The 16,409-nt window shown below is 31.5% G+C and carries 20 protein-coding genes and 1 pseudogene; 2 read left to right on the top strand and 19 right to left on the bottom strand.

The genetic code is table 11. The annotated features are described in order from the left end of the window. Positions 1 to 308: 308 nt before the first annotated feature. The 10 genes from typA to B5E79_RS02690 form a co-directional block, all read right to left on the bottom strand. A complete protein-coding gene (gene typA, locus B5E79_RS02735; RefSeq protein WP_087296876.1) occupies positions 309 to 2,132 on the bottom strand; it encodes a translational GTPase TypA in 1,824 nt (607 codons plus the stop codon). Between the two features lie 107 nt (positions 2,133 to 2,239). Beyond that, positions 2,240 to 2,974, bottom strand: coding sequence for an alpha/beta hydrolase family protein (locus B5E79_RS02730; RefSeq protein WP_087244846.1), 735 nt, complete (start codon positions 2,972 to 2,974; stop codon positions 2,240 to 2,242). 15 nt (positions 2,975 to 2,989) lie between these two features. Then, on the bottom strand, positions 2,990 to 3,637 hold the full coding sequence (locus B5E79_RS02725) for an SGNH/GDSL hydrolase family protein (RefSeq protein WP_087296875.1): 648 nt from the start codon (positions 3,635 to 3,637) through the stop codon (positions 2,990 to 2,992). Positions 3,638 to 3,670: 33 nt separating this feature from the next. Further along, positions 3,671 to 3,985: a branched-chain amino acid transporter permease gene (locus B5E79_RS02720; RefSeq protein ID WP_087296874.1), complete on the bottom strand. Its 315-nt coding sequence runs from the start codon at positions 3,983 to 3,985 to the stop codon at positions 3,671 to 3,673. Continuing rightward, on the bottom strand, positions 3,978 to 4,664 hold the full coding sequence (locus B5E79_RS02715; protein ID WP_241147434.1) for an AzlC family ABC transporter permease: 687 nt from the start codon (positions 4,662 to 4,664) through the stop codon (positions 3,978 to 3,980). The genes B5E79_RS02720 and B5E79_RS02715 overlap by 8 nt, the downstream gene beginning before the upstream one ends. A 195-nt stretch (positions 4,665 to 4,859) precedes the next feature. Further along, positions 4,860 to 5,582, bottom strand: coding sequence for an alpha-amylase family glycosyl hydrolase (locus B5E79_RS02710; RefSeq protein WP_241147433.1), 723 nt, complete (start codon positions 5,580 to 5,582; stop codon positions 4,860 to 4,862). Positions 5,583 to 5,611: 29 nt separating this feature from the next. Further along, positions 5,612 to 5,785, bottom strand: coding sequence for a GntR family transcriptional regulator (locus B5E79_RS02705; RefSeq protein WP_087296871.1), 174 nt, complete (start codon positions 5,783 to 5,785; stop codon positions 5,612 to 5,614). Further along, a complete protein-coding gene (locus tag B5E79_RS02700; RefSeq protein ID WP_087296870.1) occupies positions 5,775 to 6,431 on the bottom strand; it encodes an HAD family hydrolase in 657 nt (218 codons plus the stop codon). The genes B5E79_RS02705 and B5E79_RS02700 overlap by 11 nt, the downstream gene beginning before the upstream one ends. A 168-nt stretch (positions 6,432 to 6,599) precedes the next feature. After that, positions 6,600 to 6,905, bottom strand: a complete 306-nt coding sequence (locus tag B5E79_RS02695) for a pyrimidine dimer DNA glycosylase/endonuclease V (RefSeq protein WP_087296869.1) — start codon at positions 6,903 to 6,905, stop codon at positions 6,600 to 6,602. 183 nt (positions 6,906 to 7,088) lie between these two features. Next, positions 7,089 to 7,679, bottom strand: a complete 591-nt coding sequence (locus B5E79_RS02690; protein ID WP_087244838.1) for a thymidine kinase — start codon at positions 7,677 to 7,679, stop codon at positions 7,089 to 7,091. 237 nt (positions 7,680 to 7,916) lie between these two features. Here B5E79_RS02690 and B5E79_RS02685 point away from each other — a divergent pair, with 237 nt between their 5' ends. Then, positions 7,917 to 8,303, top strand: a complete 387-nt coding sequence (locus B5E79_RS02685) for a hypothetical protein (protein WP_087244837.1) — start codon at positions 7,917 to 7,919, stop codon at positions 8,301 to 8,303. 43 nt (positions 8,304 to 8,346) lie between these two features. Here the strand turns inward: B5E79_RS02685 and B5E79_RS02680 are convergent. From B5E79_RS02680 to B5E79_RS02670, 3 genes and pseudogenes are all read right to left on the bottom strand, one after another. Next, positions 8,347 to 8,811: pseudogene (locus B5E79_RS02680) on the bottom strand (GNAT family N-acetyltransferase); the annotation flags it as partial. 73 nt (positions 8,812 to 8,884) lie between these two features. After that, positions 8,885 to 9,250, bottom strand: a complete 366-nt coding sequence (locus tag B5E79_RS02675) for a DUF3592 domain-containing protein (RefSeq protein ID WP_087296868.1) — start codon at positions 9,248 to 9,250, stop codon at positions 8,885 to 8,887. Between the two features lie 21 nt (positions 9,251 to 9,271). Further along, complete coding sequence (locus tag B5E79_RS02670; protein ID WP_087296867.1) at positions 9,272 to 10,159, bottom strand: LysR family transcriptional regulator; 888 nt, start codon at positions 10,157 to 10,159, stop codon at positions 9,272 to 9,274. A gap of 130 nt (positions 10,160 to 10,289) precedes the next feature. Here B5E79_RS02670 and B5E79_RS02665 point away from each other — a divergent pair, with 130 nt between their 5' ends. Continuing rightward, entirely contained in the window at positions 10,290 to 11,027 is a 738-nt protein-coding gene (locus B5E79_RS02665; RefSeq protein ID WP_087296866.1) for an SDR family oxidoreductase, read from the top strand. Positions 11,028 to 11,077: 50 nt separating this feature from the next. Here B5E79_RS02665 and B5E79_RS02660 read toward each other — a convergent pair whose 3' ends face one another. The 6 genes from B5E79_RS02660 to B5E79_RS02635 form a co-directional block, all read right to left on the bottom strand. Next, positions 11,078 to 11,359 carry a hypothetical protein gene (locus tag B5E79_RS02660; protein ID WP_087296865.1) on the bottom strand — a complete coding sequence of 94 codons (282 nt, stop codon included), beginning with the start codon at positions 11,357 to 11,359 and terminating at the stop codon, positions 11,078 to 11,080. 2 nt (positions 11,360 to 11,361) lie between these two features. Beyond that, positions 11,362 to 11,913, bottom strand: a complete 552-nt coding sequence (locus B5E79_RS02655) for a GNAT family N-acetyltransferase (protein WP_087296864.1) — start codon at positions 11,911 to 11,913, stop codon at positions 11,362 to 11,364. A gap of 68 nt (positions 11,914 to 11,981) precedes the next feature. Continuing rightward, entirely contained in the window at positions 11,982 to 13,352 is a 1,371-nt protein-coding gene (gene dnaB, locus B5E79_RS02650; RefSeq protein ID WP_087244835.1) for a replicative DNA helicase, read from the bottom strand. Positions 13,353 to 13,364: 12 nt separating this feature from the next. After that, on the bottom strand, positions 13,365 to 13,811 hold the full coding sequence (gene rplI, locus B5E79_RS02645) for a 50S ribosomal protein L9 (protein ID WP_087244834.1): 447 nt from the start codon (positions 13,809 to 13,811) through the stop codon (positions 13,365 to 13,367). Then, positions 13,811 to 15,775, bottom strand: coding sequence for a GGDEF domain-containing protein (locus B5E79_RS02640; protein WP_087296863.1), 1,965 nt, complete (start codon positions 15,773 to 15,775; stop codon positions 13,811 to 13,813). Before B5E79_RS02640 ends, rplI begins: the two co-directional genes overlap by 1 nt. 11 nt (positions 15,776 to 15,786) lie before the next feature. Beyond that, positions 15,787 to 16,308 (bottom strand): DUF2232 domain-containing protein, encoded by a 522-nt coding sequence (locus B5E79_RS02635; RefSeq protein ID WP_255376336.1) that lies wholly within the window; start codon positions 16,306 to 16,308, stop codon positions 15,787 to 15,789. Positions 16,309 to 16,409: the final 101 nt, after the last annotated feature.

Below are 16,409 nucleotides of genomic sequence, written 5' to 3'. Positions count from 1 at the left end.
ACCTCCAACAATATACCACTTTTTTAAGAAATACTCAAATTTTTATTGAATTTTTTATGATTTTCTCATATTTTTTATATCATATTCTCAAAAATATTATCAAATTTTTAATACAAAAAACATATTTTATCAATTTATCTAATCTTTAAAATAATCGGATTTATCATTTCTTTGATTGATAAATCTTGATCAATCCCTTTAACAATTTACCTTATCAGCCATGTTTTCAACTACTATATCACAATTTTTCTCTTTTATTTTACATGAAAAAAGATTCTTACTTGTCCATTCAAGTAAGAATCCTTTCATTATCCATTCATTTTTTTCGTATAAGCTTTTCTTCTTTCATTTTCAGTTAATAAACGTTTTCTTAAACGAATATTCTTTGGTGTCACTTCTACAAGTTCATCATCATTAATATAATCTAAACAAGCTTCTAGGTTGAAAACTCTTGGTTTCTTTAAAACAACAGTTGAATCTTTTGTAGAAGAACGTGTATTTGTTAATTGTTTTCCTTTTGTGACATTGACAACCAAATCATTATCACGGCTATGTTCTCCCACAATCATACCTTCATAAACTTCTACACCTGGACCAACAAACATAACTCCACGATCTTCAACACCGCCAAGGGCATAAGCTGTTGTTTGTCCTGTATCAATAGAAACAAGAACTCCTAACTGTCTTTCTCCAACAGTATCTCCTTCCATTGGACGATAATCTAAGAATGAATGATTGATAATTCCATATCCTTTTGTCATTGTTAAAAAGTTTGTCATGAATCCAATTAAACCACGTGATGGAATGATATAATGCACTTTTGTCATACCGTTATCAGATTCCATATTTTCTAATGTTCCACGTCTAAATCCTAAAGATTCAATAATGCTTCCAATACATTCATCTGGTGCTTCAATAAAGACTTCTTCATAAGGTTCACATTTAACACCATCAATTTCTTTAATAATAACTTTTGGTTTAGAAACCTGTAATTCAAATCCTTCACGACGCATATTTTCAATTAAGATAGATAAATGTAATTCTCCACGTCCTGAAACAATCCATTCTTCAGCATTTGGCACTCTTTCAATCTTTAAAGAGACATCTCTATTTGTTTCTTTAAATAATCTTTCTTCTACTTTACTTGCTGTAACAAACTTACCTTCTTTACCTGCAAATGGTGAAGTATTTGTACCAAAAACCATTTGAATTGTTGGTTCATCAATACGTAATAATGGTAATGGTTCTTCATGTCCCATTGTACAAACAGTTTCTCCAACACCAATATCCGCAAGTCCTGCAATAGCAACAATGTCCCCAGCACTAGCTTCTTCAATTTCAATTCTATGTAATCCTAAAAAGCCAAATAATTTTTGAACTCTAAACTGTGTTTTTGTTCCATCTGCTCGTAAACAAACAACAGTTTCATTAACTTTAACTTTTCCTCTTTGAATACGTCCAATACCAATACGTCCTACATATTCATTATAGTCAAGTAAAGCAGGCTGGAACTGTAATCCACCTTCTTCATCTACTAATGGAGCTGGAATTTCATTGATAATCATATCAAATAAACAATCCATATTAGGAACCTGAGTTGCAATATCAGGATCTAAACTTGATGTTCCCATTAAAGCTGAAACAAAGACAGTTGGGAAATCCAACTGATTATCATCAGCACCTAATTCCATAAATAATTCTAAAACTTCATCCATAACTTCATGAATACGAACAACTGGACGATCGACTTTATTAATCACGACAATTGGTTTCACTTTAGCTTCTAGAGCCTTCTTTAATACAAAACGTGTTTGTGGCATTGTTCCTTCATAAGCATCAACAACCAATAAAACACCATCAACCATATTCATGATACGTTCTACTTCACCACCAAAGTCGGCATGACCAGGTGTATCCATAATATTAATACGATAATCTTTATAATTAATAGCAGTATTTTTTGCTAAAATAGTAATTCCACGTTCTCTTTCAATGGCATTTGAATCCATTGCTCTTTCAGCAATCTGTTCATTATCCTTTAATGTTCCAGATAATTTTAATAACTGATCAACAAGAGTTGTTTTTCCATGGTCAACGTGAGCAATAATTGCTATATTTCTAATGTTATTCATGTTTTTCACTCCTCCTTTTTGCCTTTTTGATTATAACACAATTCATTGAAAAGACAATACAAAAAGCTTGACTCTTTATTGAATTTATCATGAAAAATACAGGGAGTTTAGCCCTGTATGAAAAAATCATATGTCAGTTGAATCACCTGACGAATATGTTCTAAATTATCATAATTGTGTGTCGCACCTTCTATTGGATGAAAAACTGGATTGACAAAACCTTTTAAATATTTCTGAGATATCGCATAAGGAACTGTTGTATCTTCAGTTCCATGAATAATCATAAGATCATTTTGATAAGTATCTAAATCCTGATATAAATCTCTCGATGTTATATCTTCAACAAATTCATGAGAGATTTCAAAACCACTATGATCATAATAAGGAGCTTCTTCAACATGACCTTTTAAATATTCAATCGCTTCAGGAAGATTGAATGCAGGTGCCCATAAACACATTTTAGAAATATCTTGAGGATACATTTTAGCAACCTCACTTGCGATAGCTCCACCCATAGAATGACCAAGCAAATAAATATCTGTCACACAATCCATCTGTTTGACTTCCTCTAAGATTTTGATAGCTGAATCTAATTCATTTTGAAAAGTCATATCTTTAAAATCTAAATCAGATTGTCCACTGCCTAAAAAATCCATACGAATGGTTCCAATATTTTGCTTTTCCAGCATTCTTGATAATTGTACATAAGAAAATTTTGTTCCTGTATTTTGACCTGTAAAACCATGAAAAATAATACATACTGGATATTGATTTCCATCAGGTTTATGAAAGAATCCACGCATAACTCCTTGTTTTGTCTTAATTTCATAATATTCTTGCATGTCTTTATCCCCCCCTTATAATTGATTGAAAATCGCCTCTGTCAATAAAGCATAACCATCTTCGTTAATATGTAAACCATCAATAAAAACATCTTCTCTTAAAATATTCTCTTGATATAAAGACTGATAAATATCTATAAAGTGAACATAGTCATAAGGTATCATACGTTTATATTCCTGCATGATCATCTGTAAAATATCATGACTTCTTAAACCTTGATGCATAGCCTGATAACCATGAACCTTTTCAATACAAGGTATTGGACTCAACAAATGAATTTGACATTCTGGTAAATTATAATGAATAATCTCTACCATTTCTTTAATATTTAAAGCAATATCCCTTGGACTTGCCATCACTGTATTTCCTAAATCATTTGTTCCTACTAAAATAAAGACTTGGCTTGGATGATATTTGATAACCCCTTCATCGACAAAATGAAGCAACATATCAGATGTTATACCACCAATTCCACAATTATAGACTGGTCCTAAATGTCTAAAAATATGTTCAACATCATAATATTCAATGATGGAATCTCCATAAAAAACAATACTGTTTTCTTCTATATATCTTTGTTGTTGGATAATCTGTATCATTCTTTTTAAAACAGACTCTCTTAACTGATAAATATTTGTATCAAATTTCATATTTTGACGCATACAATCTTCACCTCATTTTCATTATAACATATATTATATGAAAATAATTTGAACACATAACATGTAAATCACAGTTCCACCAATAATAGATAACAATGTATTACGTTTTATAAGATGTAAAAGATTAACACTCCCAACCCCAATCATCTCACATATTCCATGATTTCCACTGAATAATTCAACACTTCTTAAACAATAAACGACAAGCATTGCCATAATGGCATAAGGCAATACGTCTCCAAGATATTCAATAATGGGATAAGATTTACTTTTAAAGATGAAAAAAGGCAAAACTCTGGTTAAAAAGGTTACACAAGCCATAACACTAATCAATATGATTTCATGCATTTTCCTTTCCTCCTTTTTGATAAACATAAATCAAACTTAAAATAATCCCAATCATTGAAGGAATAATAAAAGCTTCACTTCCAAAAATCACTAAGCAGGCAATACTGATTCCAAAACCAATATATGTATAAAGATGTTTATCTGTCGTTAAATATTGATCTAAGACAATCACAATAAATAAAGCTGTCATTGCAAAGTCTAAACCTGTTGTGTTGATTGTTAATAATGAGCCTATAATACTTCCTGCTAAACTTCCTAATATCCAATAACATTGATCAAATAAAGAAATAAAAAAAAGATAATATTTTTGATTGCATCCCTCTGGAGTTTTGGCACTGACCAATAAAGAGTAGGTTTCATCAGTCAAAGAAAAAATCATATAGGGTTTGAGTTTCCCCATATCTTCAAACTTTTTAATCATGGATAGACCATAAACCAGATGTCTGGCATTAATCAATAGCGTCATAATTATTGTATTAATAACTGTTGCCCCTGATGTTAAAAGATTGATTGCGACAAACTGCATACTTCCAGCATAAATAAACACACTCATAGCTAACGCATATAAAAAAGAATATCCTTCACTTTCTAGTAACATACCAAATGCCATCCCCAATACAATATATCCCATCATGACTGGTATGGAAGCAATAAAAGCTTCTCGCATTGTTTTTTTCATGATTTCACCTCAAATCTATATGGGTAATATTTTAACATTATTTATTTGTTTTGTGAAACATGAATATATGTTTTAATACAGAAAAATAGAAAATATATTATTATTTTTGTTATTTCCATAAAAAAAGATACATAATATCAATTATGTATCCCATATAAACAATCAATGATGTTATGTTTTTATTTAAATAATGATCTATTTTTTGATCAGAACAAGTGACTCATATGGTTTTAACATCATTTCATTTTCTAATGTCTGGCGATTAACATTCGATAACAGAATATCATATTGAGTTGCATCTATGCTTATAGATGTTGTCTGATCACCATAGAAATGATTATAGACAATGATTGCCTGATCTTGATATTGGCGTTTATAGGCATATAGTGTTGGATGATCTGATAGTAGTGGTTCATATGTTCCTAAACTAATGACTTGATATTGTTTTCTTAATTGAATCAACTTTTGATAATAATAGAAAACTGAATCTTGATCTTCTAGATTTTTTTCTACATTAATATCTTTATAATTATAAATCGGTTCTATCCATGATTTGACATCACTAAATCCTGCATATGCCTGATCATTCCATTGCATAGGTGTACGTGCATTATCTCTTGATTTACTCAATAGAATCTGGTAAATCTCTTTTTCTGGTACACCTTTATCTTTAAGAATCTGATAGGCATTTAAGCTTTCAACATCACGATATTGATGAATATCTGTAAAATAGGCATTAGTCATTCCTATTTCTTCACCCTGATAAATATAAGGTGTTCCTCTTAGCATATGGATTGTTGTGGCTAGCATTTTAGCTGATTCTTTTGGATAATTCTTGTCATCTCCAAAACGTGATAAAACACGTGGCTGATCATGGCAGCACCAAAATACAGCATTCCATCCATTCCCATTTTGCATACCTAATTGCCAATCGTTTAATAATTGTTTTAATTCCTGAAAGTCAATTGGAGGAAGGATAAGGATTTACGAATGGTATCACGAGATGATTGATAAATATTCATGAGTTCATTTTCACTTGGCAAGAGTGTATTAGCCTGAATTTCATTTTTTTCAATCTTCTGTTTCAAATCTTCATAAATCTGTTGATATTTACTTAACATCTTTCCATTCCTCTATTATCTTTTTTAATTCTATCAAGTCTTTAGCTATATAATCGCAATGATACTCATGAAATTCTTCTAAACTTCCATAACCATATAAGACACCAATACAAGGTATTTGATTTTGATGCGCTCCGACAATATCATGTTGACGATCACCAACCATCATACAGTCTTGAATATTGAGCTGTTCCTGCTTTATACAATGAGCAATCACATCACCTTTATTTTTAAGACTTCCATCTAAGGTTGCGCCATAGATACCTGTAAAATATGGTGTTAAAGAGAAATGATCAAGAATCTCTTTTGCAAACACTTCAGGCTTACTGGTACATACATATAATTTCATATCCATATTCAGTAATGATTGTAAAAAGTCTTCCATACCCTCATAAACTTTATTTTCAAATAATCCTTTTTTTGAAAAATACTCACGATATTTTTTAACAGCTTTCCAGCTTTGTGCTTCATCCATATGATAACACTCTCTAAAAGACACATCTAGTGGTGGACCAATAAATGGTTTTAATGTTTCTAAATCATCAACTTCAATGCCAAAAGATTTTAAACTATACGCTACAGAACGTGTAATACCTAAAAATGGATCTGTCAATGTCCCATCTAAATCAAATAGTATTCTTTTCATTTTTCATCACCTATCTTTATTATACATGATTTAGAAAAAGAAAAAAGAATCAGAAACCTGATTCTTTCTAGAATACATATTCTAAAGGGAGTTTTTATGAATTCTATTATCTTTACACCTATAATATACTTTGTCAATATGAATTAGATATGAACATTTCATTTTTCTTTAATTTTCTTTATATAAATGTGTTGGTATATCCAAATCATCATATGTGAGCATTGAAATTTCATATCCACGATGAATTCCTCTAAAGCACGAATCTTTCCATAAAGGATCTACACTATAACCTCTTTGTTCTATCTCCTTTATGACATGCATATGAAAAGCATAGAGGTATAAATAAGGATAGTCAAAAACATAATGTTGTTCTTTTTGCCATCCATCTCCCCTTAAATAACAAATATAATTATGTTGTTGAAAAAGTTCTTGAGTCGTTAATTTTTGTATATCTTCCTGATGACATAAGTTCATATAAAATCCTCCATATATATGATTATGTCAAAATAATTAAAATATACCAAAAAATGAAAGAGATGCTTTGGGGTTGCATCTCTTTCTTAGGGATATATGATAGATTTGAGGGGAATCAATACTATCGTATTTGTCTTTCGACACTATTAATATATATGAGAAATATGTCTTGAGTATGAACTTTTAAAATTTATGTGGTTTATTTAAAATCTCATGACAATGTCGACAACGTGGTTCATAATGATCAACAGCACCTACTAAAACAATAGGATCTTCAAATGAAGCTGGAGACCCATCCACAAGTCTTTGTGTACGTGTTGCTGGTGCACCACATTTTGCACATACAGCAGTCAACTTTGTGACAAATTCAGCACGTGTTAATAATTCTGGTAAGACACCAAATGGTTCACCTCTAAAGTCTTTATCAAGACCAGCAACCATCACACGTAATCCTTTATCAGCCAAGTATTCACAAACATCAACAATATCTCTATCAAAAAATTGAACTTCATCTACAGCAATCACTTCTGTATCAGGTTTAATATATCTTAAAATTTCTTTAGAATCCTTTACAACAATACAAGGGACTTTCGTTCCTGCATGTGAAACGATTTCTTTATCAGAATAACGATTATCAATTTCAGGTTTAAATACAATTATTTTCTTTTTAGCATAAGATAAAACATTAATACGACGAATGAGTTCTTCTGTCTTTCCAGCAAACATACATCCACATATCACTTCAAGCCATCCTTCTCGATATTGATTATACATAAATTCAACCTCCACGAATATCCATTATACTACAAACACTATGAGTTTTGAATATATTTTGACATAATCAATCAAGATTCGATTATGAGTTATTTCTATCTTTCTTCAACAAAAATCTCATTATCAATAGGAGGTATTCCAATTATTTCTTCAAATAAAATGAATTTAAAAGATAAAGAATTCAAAAAGTCATATTTCATTCATAATTCGTCTTTATAATAGAGGTCGGTGATAAAAATGAATTGGTTAAGAAACTTTATGTATGGCAGATATGGTGTTGATCAGTTTGGAAATTTCTTATTTATAAGTTATATTATTTTATTTGTGATTTCTTTATTTGTTCCATTTGTTTCATTCTTGTGTTATGCGGTTATTATTTATTCTTTATATAGAATGTTTTCTAAACAAATTTATAAACGTAATATGGAAAATGAATGGTTTTTAGCTAAAACATCTGGAATAAGAAAATTCTTTAATCGTCAAAAAAATAAATGGAAATATCGTAAAACACATAAATATTTAAAATGTCCTCACTGCCACCAATATTTAAGAGTTCCAAAGGGAAAAGGTGATATTACAATTACCTGCCCAACATGCCATCAACAATTTGATAAACGCACATAAAAAATGATATTCATCTTTTGATGTCTATCATTTTTTATTGATTTTATTTTGTATGTTCAATTGCATATAAATAATGAAGTGTCTCTCCGTTATAATATCCTGTCATAAACTCATCTACCTTTTTCATACCAAGACTCTCTGCTACCTTGATAGATGAAATATTATCAGCTTTAATGATGGCATATAACTGATCTGCCTGTAAATTTTCAAAAGCATATTTTTGACAGCCTAATGCAATTTCTTTGGCATATCCATGATGCCAGAACTCCTCCTTTAATAGATAACCCACTTCCAATATCTGGGTATTCTGATAAAGCTGCATTGTCAGCCCTGCCTGACCAATCATTTCATTTGTCTCTTTTAAAATCATGGCCCATAATCCAAAACCATATTCCTTATATCTTTTTCTTTGACGATCTAGCCATGTCTGAACATCTTCTTTTGAAAAATCATGTTCATAAGCATACATCACATGTGGATTCTGTAATATTTGAGCTAAATCATCAAAATCACTTTGTTCTCATTCTCTTAAAAACAAACGTTCTGTTTCTAAAATCATGATATTCCCCCTTATCTTTTATCTATAATATACTTTGAAAAAAGAAACCTAAACAAAGCACAATTACAAATAATGTCCCTACAAGACAACGTATCCATTGTCCACTCTTCTTGATATATGAAAGATGAGGTTTTTTCTGATTATAGATAACATCACATGTTTTTCCAACAATAAACACATCATTTGATGTCCATTGCGTTTTTTGTGTATAGTGATGTCCATCCACATCATACTCAAATATAGCTCTGGCATTTTGTCCATTATTCTCTATTTTTGTTATTGTTCCTATGACACGACCATGATACCTTAATAATCTTACATATTCAGGTACACAACATAAAAGTCCTACAATAAAAAATAAAATTCCTATAATCCAAAAGACAATCATAATATAACTTTCCTTGTGTTTTTATATAATTTCAAAATCTTCATTACGATAATGTACCCAGTCTACTTCATTGATATGCGCTTGTACCTTTTTAATTTTATCAAAATGATTTTGATGACATATCAAATAGAAAGTCAGTGTCGCTTCTGGATCCGTAATAGGAATATAAACTCTATCTTCATAGAGATGAAATCTTGGTATTGTCAAACTTGTTCTAAAAGTCAACAAAGAAGATTGTCTTTGAAGAATCCCATACAATTCCAAATCATCCTGTACAATAAAATGTGAATCAGGCATATTGTCTACACACACTTCATGCCAATAACCTGTATTATTATATTCCAAAAAATTTTCACCGTTTAATTCTTCAAAAGTTATGGTCTTTTTGTTTGCTAAGGGGTGATGGGATGTTGTTGAAATGTTTAAAACTTCCTGGCATATTTGAAAACAAATAACATCTTCTTTATTTATTGGATAGTCTAAAATAATAGCTGAATAATCATGCTCATTGAAGCCTTGAATCAATTCTTCAGCGTCAGCCTTTGTTTCATATCCAAAAGACATATCAGGGTATTGACGTTTCATCGTATATCTCAAAGCCCATAATGGTGCAGGTGCACAAGAACCAATGAACATATTCATATTGCGATTATATTGATTCTTGACTTTCTCCTGTAGCTTATCAACATGATTGAGTATATCTTTTCCTTCTTCCACAACTGTTTTTCCATATTCGTTTAATATGAGTCGATTATTGATACGATCAAATAATTCCATCCCAAGTTCTTTTTCTAATGTTTTTAAAGAACGTGTTAAACCCGATTGTGATATATACAACTCTTGAGCCGCCTTGAGCATTGTGCCACATTCTGCGATTTTGATAACGTACTGTAATTGTCTTAATTCCATATAACATCTTCTCCTTATGCCTTGTAATCATATTATACTATGATTTATAGTCATATATCTATGATTTCTAACAATTATTTTTTTATTAATCTCTTTGATAAAATGATGTTGTCAAAAGGGGGAAAATCAAATGGAAAATGTAGAAAACAAAGTCATTATCATTACAGGAGCCACTTCTGGTATTGGTGAAGCCACAGCTAGAGTTTTAGCAAAGCATGGTGCTAAAGTTGTATTAAGTGGCAGAAGAGAAGAACGTTTAGAAAAACTCACTGGTGAGTTAGGTGATAGTGCTGTTTATTTAAAATCAGATGTAACAAATATAGAAGATATGAAAGCTATTGTAAAATTAGCTAAAGAAAAATTTGGAAAGGTCGATGTCTTATTTGCAAATGCAGGTATTATGCCAGCTGGAAATATGTCTGAATTAGATCTCAAAGGATGGATGGATATGGTTGATATCAACATCAAAGGTGTCCTCAATTCCATGTACGCTATTATTCCAGAATTCTATCAGCAAAATTCTGGACATATCATTATTACCTCATCAAGAGCAGGAACGACATTGGTTCCAGGAAATGCAGTCTATTGTGGAACAAAGCATTTTGTCAAAGTAATGTTACAATCTTTTAACAGTGAAACAAATCAGGAAGGTAAAAATATTCGTACAACAACAATTTATCCTGGAGCTATCAAGACAGAATTATTAAATCATGTCGTTGAAAATGATCATAAGAAGATGGTCGAAGGATTTTATGAACAATTTGGACTTCAACCAGAAACAATTGCGAATGCTGTCCTATATGCCATTTCTCAGCCAGATGGTGTTGATGTTTCTGATTTAGTTATCCGTCCTACATTTGAAGGATAGATGATATATGAAAACACACCCGCAGGTGTGTTTTTATTTTGTCTTTCATATCATGATTTTTTACTTATGATCCAATTCTCGTATTTTGACTTTCTTTGTGCATAATAGCCACAGGGCATATCTTTTAAAGCCGCAATGGAAGGATCTAAATGGAATACATATTCAAGAGAAACTAACCTTGCCTCTTCACTGCTATGTTGTTGATCACATAAAAATTGCCACATTCCATCATCTTCATCATGAAAAACATATAAAATGGAAGCATTTTGATCAAGAATATGACAACAGATCAGCGTTGCTGTATTAGGTGCATCTTCAAAAGGAAATAACATTATCAATTTCCTTCTTTCATCTTTTCCCAAGATTCTTTTGTCATATAATTTGTATGACCAATCCTTACTTCATTCAACAAAGGCACAGGCACTTCATCACAACTATGATGATAAATAAATCCTAGCTTTTCTTGTACTCTTAAAGATTTCGTATTTCCATCATAATACCCACACCAGATAGTCTTCATATCTAAATCTTCAAAGGCATGTCGAATCAATTCTCTACCAGCTTCAGGCATATAGCCTCTTCCCCAATAGGGTTTGGCCAGCCAGTATCCAAGCTCACATTCATCATCACGTTCAGTCATATCTGTATGCCCATTGAGTTTTAGTTCTATAGCCCCAATAGCTTCATGACTATCCCTTTTGCAAATCGCATAACATTCCTCACCATTAAAGACATGACGTATCACATCTAAACTTTGTTCCTCACTTTGATGGGGTGGCCATCCTGCAATCGGTCCAACATCTGGATCACTGGCATATCGAAAAAGACTTTGCGCATCACTTTCTTCCCACGGTCTAAGAATTAACCTTTTGGTTGTGAAAATCATAAGCGTTCCTCCTTTATAAAATCATTTTTAAATAAAAGGAGTCAAAACTCCTTCATTTTGTCAAATATTTATGTTCTTAAATCTTTAACACCTTCTAATGGATTAATTTGCTGATCTGATCTTGCTGGATTGGCAAACTTACTAAATTGTTTTAAGAAAACAAGACGTATATCAGCCAAAGCCCCATTACGGTGTTTTGCAATAATAATATCGGTAGCTCCTTGTGTTTCAGCTTCTTTTTTAGGATCCTGATAATCTTCACGATGAATAAATGAAACGATATCGGCATCCTGTTCAATAGCTCCTGATTCTCTTAAATCTGATAAAACAGGTCGCTTATTATCACGTTTTTCAACGGAACGAGATAACTGACTTAAAGCTAAAACTGGAACTTCTAATTCTCTGGCAATCATTTTTAATTGTCGTGAAATATCTGATACTTCCTGTTGTCTAGATTCACGACTATTCGCCGGTCCTGAAATCAACTGCAAGTAGTCAATAACAATCATCTTTAAACCTTGTTCACGTTTTAAACGACGACATTTCGCAGCAATTTCTCCAACACGAATACCCGGAGTATCATCAATATATAAATTACATTTAGAGACTTTATCAGCAGCTGCATAATACCTTTCACTGCTTTCTTTTAAAATAGAACCTGAACGCAAAGATTCAGCTTTTAAACTTCCTGCTGAACAGATAATACGTTGAATCAACTGCTCAGCTGGCATTTCCAGCGAAAAGATAGCGACTGCTTCATCTGACTTATAAGAAACATTATAAGCCACATTCAATGCAAAAGCTGTTTTCCCAACAGATGGACGTGCAGCCAAAATAATCAAATCACCTTTTTGAAAACCAGATGTTAATTTATCTAAATCATAATATCCAGTTTTAACCCCAGATATTTTCCCATCTGCTTTTTGTAACATCACCAAACGATCTGTCACTTTTTGAATCACTGATTTAACATTTTGGAATTCACCGGCATTACGATCTCTTGTGACATTCAAGAAATCTTTTTCAACTTCACCAATAAAATCATTGATATTTTCGACATCTCCATAAGCTTTTTCAATAATTTCTGTTGATTCTTTAATCAATCTTCTCAACAAAGCTTTTTCATTTAATCTTTTTAAATAATGTTCACTATGAGATGTTGTTGGCACTGATTCACTTAATTCTAAAAGATATTCAACACCACCTGTTTTATCTAACAATTTTTTATCTATTAAATAAGATGTTAATGTTGTGACATCAACAGGGCTATTATCAGCATAAATATTTTGCATAGCCTCGAAAAGAATACGATGGCTATCCAAATAAAAATCATCTTTTGAAGCTAATGATAAAACAGTCTGACAGACATCACTTGATATCAACATAGATCCTAGCAATGATCTTTCGGCTACCAAATCATGGGGATATTCTCTAGCCATCTTTTTCCCTCCTTATTTTTCAGATAAATGAACTTTTATTGTCGCAATAACTCCTTTATGCAATTCAATCTTTAAATTTGTATATCCTAAAGCTTGTATGGGTCTAGCATTAATGAACTTTCTTTTATCCACTTTAATTCCATGTGTTTTCATTAATTCTTCAACAACATTTTTCGTTGAAATACTTCCAAAAGTTTTACCATCTTTACCAGATGATAACTTAAATTCTAATGTTAGACTTTCAATTTTTTCTTTTAATTCTTCAGCTTTCTTTTTATTTTCTAACTCTTCCAATCTTTCTTTTTCTTTTGTTTGAGCAACCATTTTTTTCCCATGTTCAGTTGCTAAAACGGCTAAATTGTTTTTAATCAAAAAGTTTTGTCCATATCCATCAGCAACATTGACAATATCGTTTTTCTTTCCTACTTTCTTAACATCTTGTAATAAAATCACTTTCATTATACTTCACCTCTATCATCTAAATATTCTTGTATTTTTTCTTCTAATAAAAGACGTACTTCTTCAATCGTTTTATTTTCAAACTGTGCTGCAGCCATACTAAAATGACCACCACCATCCAAGGCTTCCATAATAACCTGTACATTCATATCCTTGGTACTTCTCGCACTGATAGCAACCTTTGTTTTAGAAATTCTACCAATGGAAAAACTTGCCTTAATACCACTAATTTCAAGCAATGCATTACTTGATTTAGCTAATAAACTAGAATTATATTCTTCGCTTTCTTGTCCACAGGCAATCAAAATATCAGGACGATATTGATAGGCTGTCTGGGCAATAGAAAGACGCTGCAACGTTTCTTCATAAGAATCTTTAATAAATTCATAAGCCATTGGCACATTGGCCTGTAATTCTTTCAAATGCGCTGCTGACTGGAAAGTACGCACACCCACTCGCTGTTTAAAGTTATTTGTATCAACCAGCATTCCAGCATACATTATTGTAGCATCCAGTTCATTGATTTTCAAATCTACATTTTGATAATCACAAAGCTCTATAACTAATTCCACAGTACTTGAAGATGCTGGCTCTAGATATGTTAAAACTGGTGCTTCAATAAATTCTTCACCACGACGATGATGATCAATAATAACCTTATTTTTGACACGTTCTAACAAAGCTTTAGAAAGTGCTAGACTGGATTTATGATTATCCACAACAATTAACAAGGTGTTTTTATCAACACGCTCAATTGCTTCATTGGCTGATTGAATCATTCCTTTATAGCGTGGATCAGCTTTAACCAAAACAGCGACTTCTTTAGTTTTCTTTTCAATGGATTCAAAATCAACAATAACTGTTGTTTTCTTTCCATAAGCCATAGCTATCTTAGCCACACCGAGTGATGCTCCAAATGAATCCAAATCTGAATTCTTATGACCCATCACGATTACTTGACTGGCATTTTTGATAAGCCCTGCTAGAGATTGTGCAATGACACGTGCACGGACTTTACTGCTCTTTTCAAAAGTATCACTATTACCACCAAAGAATCTGACTTTCTTATCTTCTCCAGATTTAACAGCCACCTGGTCACCACCACGTGAATACGTTAAATTCAATGCAGCAGAAGCCATCTCATCAAGTTCTCTTAAAACACGAGAATCTTTACCAATACCAATACTTAAAGTCATCACTTCATCTAACTCTTTTGACATTTCTTTAAATGTATCTAATATTGCAAATTTATTTTCAACTTGTTTACGATAAATACGTTCATTAAAAAATGCTAAGTAACCACCTGATTTAAAACGTCTAATAATAATCCCATTGGAATATGCCCAATCTACGATAACTTGTCTAGAACGTGATTGTATCAAAGCCATCTTAGGTTCATCAGCATTTTCCAATGTTTCTTCATAATTATCAATTGTAATATAAGCCATACAAACCTGCTGATCTAAGTAATCTTGTTGTAAAGACATGAGCTGTGTCACATCTTTTAAATAAATCAGCTTAGTTCCCTGATTAATATAAGCTTCAAACTTTTTACCTTTAATATCAATCACTTTGACATCTTCATCATCAAAAAGACTTGCCAAATGGGGTTGCCATTCCAAAAGCTTAACCCCTACAATATTAATATTCATGGCCTTCAATAAATCACTTGTCCATACAATATCTCTATTTTCATCATACTGAATTAAAGCAATACCACCAAATATGAATGCATTTTTAGCATCTTTATTTAAAACTTCTTCAACACTTAATTGATTATTTTCTAAAACATAAGAAATATAAACAACAATCAAGAAAATAATAACATTTTTAATAAGCGCATATACACTAAAAGCTAACAATATCGGAGTATTCAATAAAAGATATAAGCCAAATAATATACCACATTCTCCAACCAATAAAGCCATTAATAGATTCCTGATTTGTAATATCTTTTTGATCATTGTATCCCTCCTTATTGTTCATTATGTTTATTATACAATAGTTTTGTTCTTAAATCACTAAATATATCTACGATTCCTATGACAACATACATTTGATTGATAAATGGAATAAGCATACCCAAAAAAGCCAGGATGATAAGGCGTGGTTTATTTTCCAAAATAGCCAGCCATGACAAAAAGGCAAGGCCTTCAACAGCCAAAGTTAATAAAGAGATCAAATATATATAAGTGATATAAATATTATTCATCACATAAATATGTTCTAGTACATAGCTGACAACCAGCATTATAGTCAGAATACCTCCTATTGGACGACTTAAATGCATATAAGCAATGTGGAAAGAATTGGGAAAAGGAATATGAAAACGTGATAAAACCATTTGACATAACAAAATAATCACATACATTTCCAGAAATGACATAATCAATAAAAGAAGGGGTGCTAATGAAAGAAATGATGTTAAAGGAAAAGTCTGTGTGATGGAAGGAAAAACATTGTCCATCATCATATACATCTCTCGTATAATATGTATAGAAGTTTGAATTAAGGATTTCCTTTTTTAAACAATTGAGATATCTCAATTGTTTAAAAATTTCCTTGCTTCTACACTCTCTTTTTAAGATAATAGTTTCG

It is taken from the genome of Massilimicrobiota sp. An134 (assembly GCF_002160815.1).
In the GTDB taxonomy this organism is placed as follows: domain Bacteria; phylum Bacillota_I; class Bacilli_A; order Erysipelotrichales; family Coprobacillaceae; genus Allocoprobacillus; species Allocoprobacillus merdigallinarum.
This window is presented reverse-complemented; position numbering and strand designations above follow the sequence as displayed.

Excerpts from the sequence above, each read along its gene's own strand:
- typA (WP_087296876.1), bottom strand. The coding sequence starts at position 2,132 with ATGAATAACATTAGAAATATAGCAATTATTGCTCACGTTGACCATGGA.
- B5E79_RS02730 (WP_087244846.1), bottom strand. The coding sequence starts at position 2,974 with ATGCAAGAATATTATGAAATTAAGACAAAACAAGGAGTTATGCGTGGA.
- B5E79_RS02725 (WP_087296875.1), bottom strand. The coding sequence starts at position 3,637 with ATGCGTCAAAATATGAAATTTGATACAAATATTTATCAGTTAAGAGAG.
- B5E79_RS02720 (WP_087296874.1), bottom strand. The coding sequence starts at position 3,985 with ATGCATGAAATCATATTGATTAGTGTTATGGCTTGTGTAACCTTTTTA.
- B5E79_RS02715 (WP_241147434.1), bottom strand. The coding sequence starts at position 4,664 with ATGAAAAAAACAATGCGAGAAGCTTTTATTGCTTCCATACCAGTCATG.
- B5E79_RS02710 (WP_241147433.1), bottom strand. The coding sequence starts at position 5,582 with ATGCAAAATGGGAATGGATGGAATGCTGTATTTTGGTGCTGCCATGAT.
- B5E79_RS02705 (WP_087296871.1), bottom strand. The coding sequence starts at position 5,785 with ATGTTAAGTAAATATCAACAGATTTATGAAGATTTGAAACAGAAGATT.
- B5E79_RS02700 (WP_087296870.1), bottom strand. The coding sequence starts at position 6,431 with ATGAAAAGAATACTATTTGATTTAGATGGGACATTGACAGATCCATTT.
- B5E79_RS02695 (WP_087296869.1), bottom strand. The coding sequence starts at position 6,905 with ATGAACTTATGTCATCAGGAAGATATACAAAAATTAACGACTCAAGAA.
- B5E79_RS02690 (WP_087244838.1), bottom strand. The coding sequence starts at position 7,679 with ATGTATAATCAATATCGAGAAGGATGGCTTGAAGTGATATGTGGATGT.
- B5E79_RS02685 (WP_087244837.1), top strand. The coding sequence starts at position 7,917 with ATGAATTGGTTAAGAAACTTTATGTATGGCAGATATGGTGTTGATCAG.
- B5E79_RS02675 (WP_087296868.1), bottom strand. The coding sequence starts at position 9,250 with ATGATTGTCTTTTGGATTATAGGAATTTTATTTTTTATTGTAGGACTT.
- B5E79_RS02670 (WP_087296867.1), bottom strand. The coding sequence starts at position 10,159 with ATGGAATTAAGACAATTACAGTACGTTATCAAAATCGCAGAATGTGGC.
- B5E79_RS02665 (WP_087296866.1), top strand. The coding sequence starts at position 10,290 with ATGGAAAATGTAGAAAACAAAGTCATTATCATTACAGGAGCCACTTCT.
- B5E79_RS02660 (WP_087296865.1), bottom strand. The coding sequence starts at position 11,359 with ATGTTATTTCCTTTTGAAGATGCACCTAATACAGCAACGCTGATCTGT.
- B5E79_RS02655 (WP_087296864.1), bottom strand. The coding sequence starts at position 11,913 with ATGATTTTCACAACCAAAAGGTTAATTCTTAGACCGTGGGAAGAAAGT.
- dnaB (WP_087244835.1), bottom strand. The coding sequence starts at position 13,352 with ATGGCTAGAGAATATCCCCATGATTTGGTAGCCGAAAGATCATTGCTA.
- rplI (WP_087244834.1), bottom strand. The coding sequence starts at position 13,811 with ATGAAAGTGATTTTATTACAAGATGTTAAGAAAGTAGGAAAGAAAAAC.
- B5E79_RS02640 (WP_087296863.1), bottom strand. The coding sequence starts at position 15,775 with ATGATCAAAAAGATATTACAAATCAGGAATCTATTAATGGCTTTATTG.